Annotated in this window: 6 protein-coding genes; 5 read left to right on the top strand and 1 reads right to left on the bottom strand. The window is 47.4% G+C overall.

Annotated elements, in window-relative coordinates; translation table 11 throughout:
• Window positions 1-142: 142 nt before the first annotated feature.
• A complete protein-coding gene (locus QVO97_RS07240) occupies window positions 143-766 on the bottom strand; it encodes a hypothetical protein (protein WP_022359689.1) in 624 nt (207 codons plus the stop codon).
• 538 nt (window positions 767-1,304) lie between these two features.
• Between QVO97_RS07240 and pruA the strand changes: the two genes are divergently transcribed.
• From pruA to QVO97_RS07210, 5 genes are all read left to right on the top strand, one after another.
• Window positions 1,305-2,930 carry an L-glutamate gamma-semialdehyde dehydrogenase gene (pruA, locus tag QVO97_RS07235; RefSeq protein WP_022359688.1) on the top strand — a complete coding sequence of 542 codons (1,626 nt, stop codon included), beginning with the start codon at window positions 1,305-1,307 and terminating at the stop codon, window positions 2,928-2,930.
• 642 nt (window positions 2,931-3,572) lie between these two features.
• The gene (locus tag QVO97_RS12740; RefSeq protein ID WP_022359687.1) at window positions 3,573-4,961 is read left to right on the top strand and encodes a dihydrofolate reductase; all 1,389 of its coding nucleotides are present in this window, start codon (window positions 3,573-3,575) and stop codon (window positions 4,959-4,961) included.
• 91 nt (window positions 4,962-5,052) lie between these two features.
• Window positions 5,053-5,943, top strand: coding sequence for a sulfide/dihydroorotate dehydrogenase-like FAD/NAD-binding protein (locus QVO97_RS07220; RefSeq protein ID WP_022359686.1), 891 nt, complete (start codon window positions 5,053-5,055; stop codon window positions 5,941-5,943).
• Window positions 5,943-7,340 carry an NADPH-dependent glutamate synthase gene (gene gltA / locus QVO97_RS07215; RefSeq protein ID WP_022359685.1) on the top strand — a complete coding sequence of 466 codons (1,398 nt, stop codon included), beginning with the start codon at window positions 5,943-5,945 and terminating at the stop codon, window positions 7,338-7,340. Before QVO97_RS07220 ends, gltA begins: the two co-directional genes overlap by 1 nt.
• Window positions 7,340-7,478, top strand: a 139-nt coding sequence (locus QVO97_RS07210) for a hypothetical protein (RefSeq protein ID WP_288189289.1), incomplete at its 3' end; no start/stop codon positions are given. The genes gltA and QVO97_RS07210, both read left to right, overlap by 1 nt.

Raw genomic sequence — 7,478 nt, 5'->3', positions numbered from 1 at the left:
CCGCAACAAACTTGCTTTGTGAGGATTTCTTTCTGTTTTTAATCAAACCGAAGATGCCTAGAAAATCCCAGTCCTCGAAACCTGATCATTTTTGCTCGGGCGGCTTTTTCTCCGTCCCTCTCACGATAATCAAACTAATTATCTATTTTCCTTCCCCAATAATCAATTCTTCCCCATACGGCAAGGTCTTGATCCAGTCACAGAATGTATGCCACTCCGCCAGCTTATGATCCTTTCTGGCATAATAAATATTAATCAGTGTCTCATAATTAAACGAACAAGTCCGCATCTGATTATAACTGCTCGGCAGCAGCTGGATCATATCATACCAGTCATCCTTATTCTTCGTCTCCAGATAACGCAAGCGGATTGCCTCCAGCTTGGCGATAACTGTTTCCATAAATGCGCGTGTTCCGGCTGTCATGTGGTCGCAGCTGAAATCGTCCATCGAAAACGGTTTGCTGGCAATTTTGTGCATCGTGCTGGTTGAATTGGCGACGGTCGCTACTTTATAAGTATCATATTCTTTCCACCAGTAGAGAGGTGCGGTCACATCGACTGAGACAAATACCTGGCGCAGAAACTTGCGGTGGTCGCTGCCTGCTTTGCGGAGACGTTTCGCAAGGTCGAGATCGTTCGGTCCCAGTTTATATTCGCCATTCTCATCATAAAAGCTGTCCATCCGTCCCCAGCTGTTCATCGGATTGCGGGCACCGCGCATGGCATTTTCCAGATTCATGACGCTGGTACGTTCTAATTTAAGCATAATCAAACTCCTTTTTCATATAAGTGAATTATTTTCAGGATAAACTCACTTTTGTGAGTTGTTTCGGGCTGGATCAGTATACCACAAAAACCATGTCCCGTAAACAAAGCATAAAAAACATACAGAATTACAAGAATCGATAGTTACTGTTCCCGGATGGGCACTTTTGGAAGCAAAAGTGCCGTAAGAAAACGTGGTGGCAGCAGGAATTTACCGTATTTAAATGCGAAGCCATGGCAAATTCCGTTACTTGGCAAGTATGCGTGAACAGTAACATCGATAAAAATTACAATCCAAAACTGAATACAGGAAAAAACAAAGAGATTATGCGATATGCACAGAAAAATATAATGAAAGCATGTATTTTTAAATATGAAATAGTATTGACATATAATGAAAAACATGCTAATATTTAGCCATAGAAATTCACTGATATGAAAATTAAAAAGAAAAAATTAGATTTTACGAAAATGAAGTGAGAAAAATTTTCATATCATAATCACGAATGAGACAAAATGTCAAAAAGGAGAGATGAGCAATGAGCAATGGATATTTCAAAGTAGAGATGCCGAAAAATGAGCCGGTAAAAGCATATCTTCCGGGAAGCCCGGAGAGAGCCAGCTTAAAGAAAGAGCTGGAGCGCCAGTCCGCACAGGTTGTTCAGGTTCCGATGATCATCGGTGGTAAGGAAGTTTGGACAGAGAGAAAGACCAAAGCAGTTATGCCGCATGACCATGCTCATGTAATCGCAGAAGCAGCTTCCGGCGGTGAGAAAGAGTTAAAGGATGCAATTGCAGCAGCTCTGGCAGCTAGAAAAGCATGGACCGAGATGCCGATGGAACACCGCGTATCTATCTTCTTAAAAGCAGCTGATTTAATCGCTGGTCCGATGAGATATAAAGTAAATGCAGCTACCATGTTAGGACAGAGCAAAACTGTATATCAGGCTGAGATTGATACCTGCGAGCTGATCGATTTCCTTCGTTTCAACGTATATTACTTACAGCAGATTTATGACAGACAGCCGAACAACACACCGAATGTTTGGAACCGCATCGAGTACCGTCCACTGGAAGGTTTCGTAACCGCGATTTCCCCATTCAACTTCACATCCATCGGTGCTAACCTTCCGACCGCTCCGGCGATTGCAGGCAACGTAGTTCTCTGGAAACCGGCTACCACAGCAGTTCTTTCCAATTACTATGTAATGCAGGCCCTGATGGCAGCAGGACTTCCGGCAGGCGTTATCAACTTCGTACCGAGCCGTGGTTCTGACATGAGCAAGTACGTATTAAGCGATCCGAACCTGGCAGGATTCCATTTCACAGGTTCTACCGAAGTGTTCAGCGGTGTTTACTCCTTAGTAGGCGAGAACATCAAGAAATACAAAACATATCCGCGTCTGGTTGGCGAGACTGGTGGAAAGGACTTCATCTTTGCTCACAATTCCGCAGATGTACCGGGTCTGGTAGCAGCTCTGACAAGAGCATCCTACGAGTATCAGGGACAGAAGTGCTCCGCAGCTTCCCGTGCATTTGTTCCGGCAAGCATCTGGCCGCAGGTTAAAGAGGGTATGCTGGCAGAGATTGAGAAGATTAAAATTGGCGATATAACTGATTTCACAAACCTGATGGGCGCTGTTATTGATGCATCCGCATTCAAGACCAACAAAGAGTATATTGACTATGCAAAAGCATCCGAGGATGCAGAAGTTATCTGCGGCGGATACGATGATTCCAAGGGATATTTTGTATATCCGACCCTGATTGAGGCTAAGAAGCCAGACTTCAAGACTATGGTAGAGGAAATCTTTGGACCGGTTATGACCGTATATGTATATCCGGATGACAAACTTGACGAGACTCTGGCAAGCTGCGATACCGCAACTTCCTATGGCCTGTCCGGAGCAATCTTTGCAGATGACCGCGAAGCTATCGTTAAGATGGAAGATGCACTCAAAGGAACAGCCGGAAACTTCTACATCAACGACAAGCCAACTGGTGCAGTTATCGGTCAGCAGCCGTTCGGTGGTGCAAGAGCATCAGGAACCAACGATAAAGCCGGAAGCGAGATCAACATGTATCGCTGGTTAAGCCCGAGAACCATCAAAGAACTTAGAGTACCGTGCCTGGATGTAACTTATCCATACATGGTTGAGGCATAAGAAGTGCAAGACGTCAGGAAAATCAGATGCGTTGTGCTTGCACATAAGCAGATGATTTCCCTGGGCGGATTATAGGGCGCAGCCCGTCCAGCGAAGAAAAGCGCAGCTTTTTTGAGCTGGGGCACTGAGCACGCTGGGGCGCAGCCCGTCCCCATAATTCCCTAAATTAAAACCAACCACCCAGAGGATCGGCGCTGATCCGGAATCTGTGTAACGAAATACACGATTTCATATCGGTGCCGATCCTTTTTATAATTTAGAAAATCTGTCCGAGTATCCCAGCCACACCCGCTCAGATATTGTTCCGTTTGTTTGGAATGAAATTGCGGCATTCTGTTATTAAAAATCCCATTATGTTACTGCTCACACATGTGTGCCCAGCAACGGGATTTTGCCGATGCTACGCATTCCAAATCGGCAAAATCTGCTTCCGGAACTGTATCATACGGAATTTTCAGTTCAGAAAATTCCTATTTGTGAACAGTTACCCTATTATTCCTTACATTCATCTGATTTGAACCAGTCCTTGTATTTTTCATAAAGATCCAGTAAAATCAAATACGAAATATGGATTTGAGGATTTGTTTTTGTTCAAATTTTCTCAGTTCGATTTTAAATTCAAACAAAAAGGATGAGAAAGCAATGACGGTGATCGATGTATCTGGCTGCGGAAGCGGTGCGGTGTTTTTGATAAAGGGAAAAGCCAATCTCCTGTTCGAGGCGGGGATGGCGTATGCTGCCGATCAGATGGTGGAAAATATAAAAAGAGAACTGGGCGATGCAGAGTTAGACGCGGTTCTTTTATCCCATTCCCATTATGATCATGTAGCGGGGCTTCCGGCGGTGCGGAAAGCATGGCCGGGGGTGAAAACATATGCTTCCGAGCGCGCAAAAGAAATTTTAGTGAAACCGGGCGCTTTGAAGACGATCCGGCGTCTAAGCGGCGAGGCGGCAGAAGCGGCGGGGCTTCCATGGGATTCGGAATATGACGATGCAGATTTACAGATTGATGTATCGCTGGAGGACGGTGAGACGATCGAACTGGGCGACCATACGATCTACGCGTTTGCGACGATCGGCCACACGAAATGTTCCATGTCTTACCTGATCGACGATGAGTTGATGCTGTGCAGTGAGACGGTAGGCGTCATGGGGCATGATGGGAGTTATATGCCGTCGTTTCTGGTAGACTATAAGGCGGCAGAAGAATCGATCGAGTATTCATCGGAATTGGATGCAAAAGAGATTATTTTAAACCACTATGGCTTTGTCAGTGAAGCGGACAAGGCGACGATCTGGGATGTCCTGATGCAGAAGCTTCGTGACAGCCGTGATGCCATGATTGATATTATGAAACGGTTCCCGGAAGAAGAGACGGCGCTTCGGGAGATGGAGCGCGTGTTTCATTCTCATGTAGATAAGAAAGAACAGCCAGACGAGGCATTCTATATCAATGCGGCGAGCATGATGAAGACACTCAAAAGACAGTTTCCGGAACGGTTTCCGAGACATTTTCAGCTGATTGCGGCAGTGGATCGGAACTGGGGTATCGGCAATAAAGGGCAGATGCTGACGGTGATCCCGGCGGATCAGAAATTATTCCGGCAGGAAACGATGGGAAAAATCATCGTGATGGGCTATAAAACGTTTCTGACCTTCCCGGCTCAGCGACCGCTGGATGGCAGAATCAACCTGATTTTGACAAAAAAGAAGGCTCTGAGCGTAAAGGGGGCAGAGATCTGCCACAGTGTCGAGGAGGCGCTGGTGCGGATTGACGAGCTGAAACAGGAAAAACATCTGACAGATGTGGATGTCGTCATCATCGGCGGCGAGTCGGTTTACCGGCAGTTCCTTCCGTTCTGCGACACAGCGCAGATCACCTGGATTGATTTTTCCTATGTGGCAGACACACACATGGTTGATCTGGAGAAAGAAGGCTGGGAACTGGTAAGACGAAGCGGCGAGCAGACATTTTTCAATTTGTGCTATGAATTCAGGGAATATCGGAAGCTGGAAAAGGAATCGCTCTAAGGTTGTCAAAAATAGGACAAAGTGGTAAAATAATTGAGAATTCTGAAAAGTCAAACAATAAAATGTTCATATATCAGTAAGGAGGAATAGAATGTACCCGATTTTAAAAGCTGAAAAACTGGCAGATAAGATTTATCTGATGGTTGTAGAAGCACCGCGTGTAGCGCGTGCATGTGAGCCGGGCGAATTTGTCATCGTCAAGATGGGCGAAGAGGGCGAGAGAATCCCGCTGACCATCTGTGATTTTGACCGTCAGGCAGGAACGATCACGATCGTATTCCAGACCGTGGGAGCTTCTACCGAGAAGATGAGCACCCTCAAGGCTGGGGATGCATTCCATGATTTCGTAGGACCGCTTGGAAATCCGTCCGAGTTTATCCATGAGGATGTAGAAGAGCTGAAAAAGAAGAAATACCTCTTCGTAGCCGGCGGCGTCGGTGCGGCTCCGGTTTATCCGCAGGTAAAATGGATGCATGAGCACGGCATTGATGTAGATGTTATCGTAGGTTCTAAGACCAAAGATCTGCTGATCCTGACCGAGGAGATGGAGAAGGCAGCCGGAAACCTTTACATCACAACCGATGATGGCAGCTTTGGCATTAAAGGTATGGTTACAGGTGTCATCGAGGATTTAGTTGAAAAACAGGGACGCAAGTACGATGTCTGTGTTGCAATCGGACCGATGATCATGATGAAATTTGTCTGCCTGCTGACGAAAAAACTGGAGATTCCGACGATTGTCAGCCTGAACCCGATCATGGTAGATGGAACCGGTATGTGCGGTGCCTGTCGTGTCACCGTAGGCGACCAGGTCAAATTTGCCTGCGTAGACGGACCGGAGTTTGATGGACATCTTGTTAATTTTGACGAGGCGATGGAACGTCAGAGAATTTATAAGACTCAGGAAGGCAGAGCGATGCTGCGCTTGAAAGAGGGCGATACTCATCACGGCGGATGCGGACAGTGCGGAGGTGACAAATAATGGAAGCAAAGAGAGATATGATGAAAAAGGTGCCGGTCAGAGAGCAGGATCCGAAGGTACGTGCGACTAATTTTAAAGAGGTATGTCTCGGCTATAATATGGAAGAAGCAGTTGCGGAGTCTGAGAGATGTCTGAACTGTAAAAATGCAAAATGTATCGCTGGATGCCCGGTTTCCATCAATATTCCGGCGTTTATCCAGGAAGTAAAAGCGGGAAATATTGAGGAGGCAGCGAAAGTCATCGCACTTTCTTCGGCACTTCCGGCAGTCTGTGGACGTGTCTGCCCACAGGAATCCCAGTGTGAGGGACAGTGTGTGCGCGGTATCAAGGGCGAGGCGGTTTCCATTGGTAAACTTGAGCGCTTCGTGGCAGACTGGTCCCGTGAGCATGGTTTTGTACCGGCAGCGCCGGAGAAGACAAACGGAAAGAAGGTAGCAGTCATCGGTTCCGGTCCTGCAGGTCTGACCTGTGCAGGCGATCTGGCAAAACTGGGCTATGAAGTAACCATTTTCGAGGCACTTCATGAGCCGGGCGGAGTATTGACCTACGGCATTCCGGAGTTCCGTCTTCCGAAGAGCGGCGTTGTACAGACGGAGATCGAGAATGTCCGCAAGCTGGGCGTTAAGATTGAGACAAACGTAGTTATCGGAAAATCTATCACAATCGACGAGCTGATGGATGAAGAAGGTTTCCAGGCAGTCTTCATCGGTTCTGGTGCCGGACTTCCGAAGTTCATGGGTATTCCGGGTGAAAATGCCAACGGCGTATTTTCCGCAAATGAGTACCTGACCAGAAATAACCTGATGAAGGCATTCCGCGATGATTATGACACACCGATCATGGAATCGAAGAAGGTAGTTGTAGTCGGCGGCGGAAACGTAGCGATGGATGCGGCAAGAACGGCTCTGCGTCTCGGTGCAGAAGTACATATTGTATATAGAAGAAGTGAGAAAGAGCTTCCGGCACGTGTGGAGGAAGTACATCACGCAAAAGAGGAGGGCATCCATTTTGACCTTCTGACCAACCCGGTTGAGATTCTCGAGGATGAGAATGGATGGGTCAAAGGCATCGTATGCCGCCGTATGGAGCTTGGCGAGCCGGATGAATCTGGAAGAAGACGTCCGGTTGAGGTGGTCGGTTCTGATTTCACGATCGATGCAGATACCGTTATCATGGCGCTGGGTACTTCTCCGAACCCGCTGATTTCCAATACAACCAAAGGTCTGGAGATCAACCGCTGGAGATGTATCGTGGCGGATGAGAGCAATGGAAAGACAACGAAAGAGGGCGTTTACGCCGGAGGCGACGCAGTGACTGGCGCGGCTACGGTTATTCTCGCGATGGAAGCCGGACGAGCAGGTGCAAGAGGCATCGACGAGTATCTTTCTGCAAAATAATGAAATCTCATCATGTAGATTTGCTGAATGAAGCAATCGCCCCGGCACTGACCCGGCTGGCGCTTCCGATCATGGCGACCTCTCTGGTTCAGATGCTTTACAATCTGACTGATATGGCGTGGATCGGACGCCTCGGGG

Origin of the sequence: Clostridium sp. CAG:43 (assembly GCF_000434655.1) — a bacterium.
GTDB classification, from domain to species: domain Bacteria; phylum Bacillota; class Clostridia; order Lachnospirales; family Lachnospiraceae; genus Otoolea; species Otoolea fessa.
The sequence above is the reverse complement of the archived record's forward strand: the minus strand, read 5'-3'. Positions and strand labels throughout refer to the sequence as shown.

Coding starts and splice junctions, on each gene's coding strand:
- QVO97_RS07240 (WP_022359689.1), bottom strand. CDS start 766: ATGCTTAAATTAGAACGTACCAGCGTCATGAATCTGGAAAATGCCATG.
- pruA (WP_022359688.1), top strand. CDS start 1,305: ATGAGCAATGGATATTTCAAAGTAGAGATGCCGAAAAATGAGCCGGTA.
- QVO97_RS12740 (WP_022359687.1), top strand. CDS start 3,573: ATGACGGTGATCGATGTATCTGGCTGCGGAAGCGGTGCGGTGTTTTTG.
- QVO97_RS07220 (WP_022359686.1), top strand. CDS start 5,053: ATGTACCCGATTTTAAAAGCTGAAAAACTGGCAGATAAGATTTATCTG.
- gltA (WP_022359685.1), top strand. CDS start 5,943: ATGGAAGCAAAGAGAGATATGATGAAAAAGGTGCCGGTCAGAGAGCAG.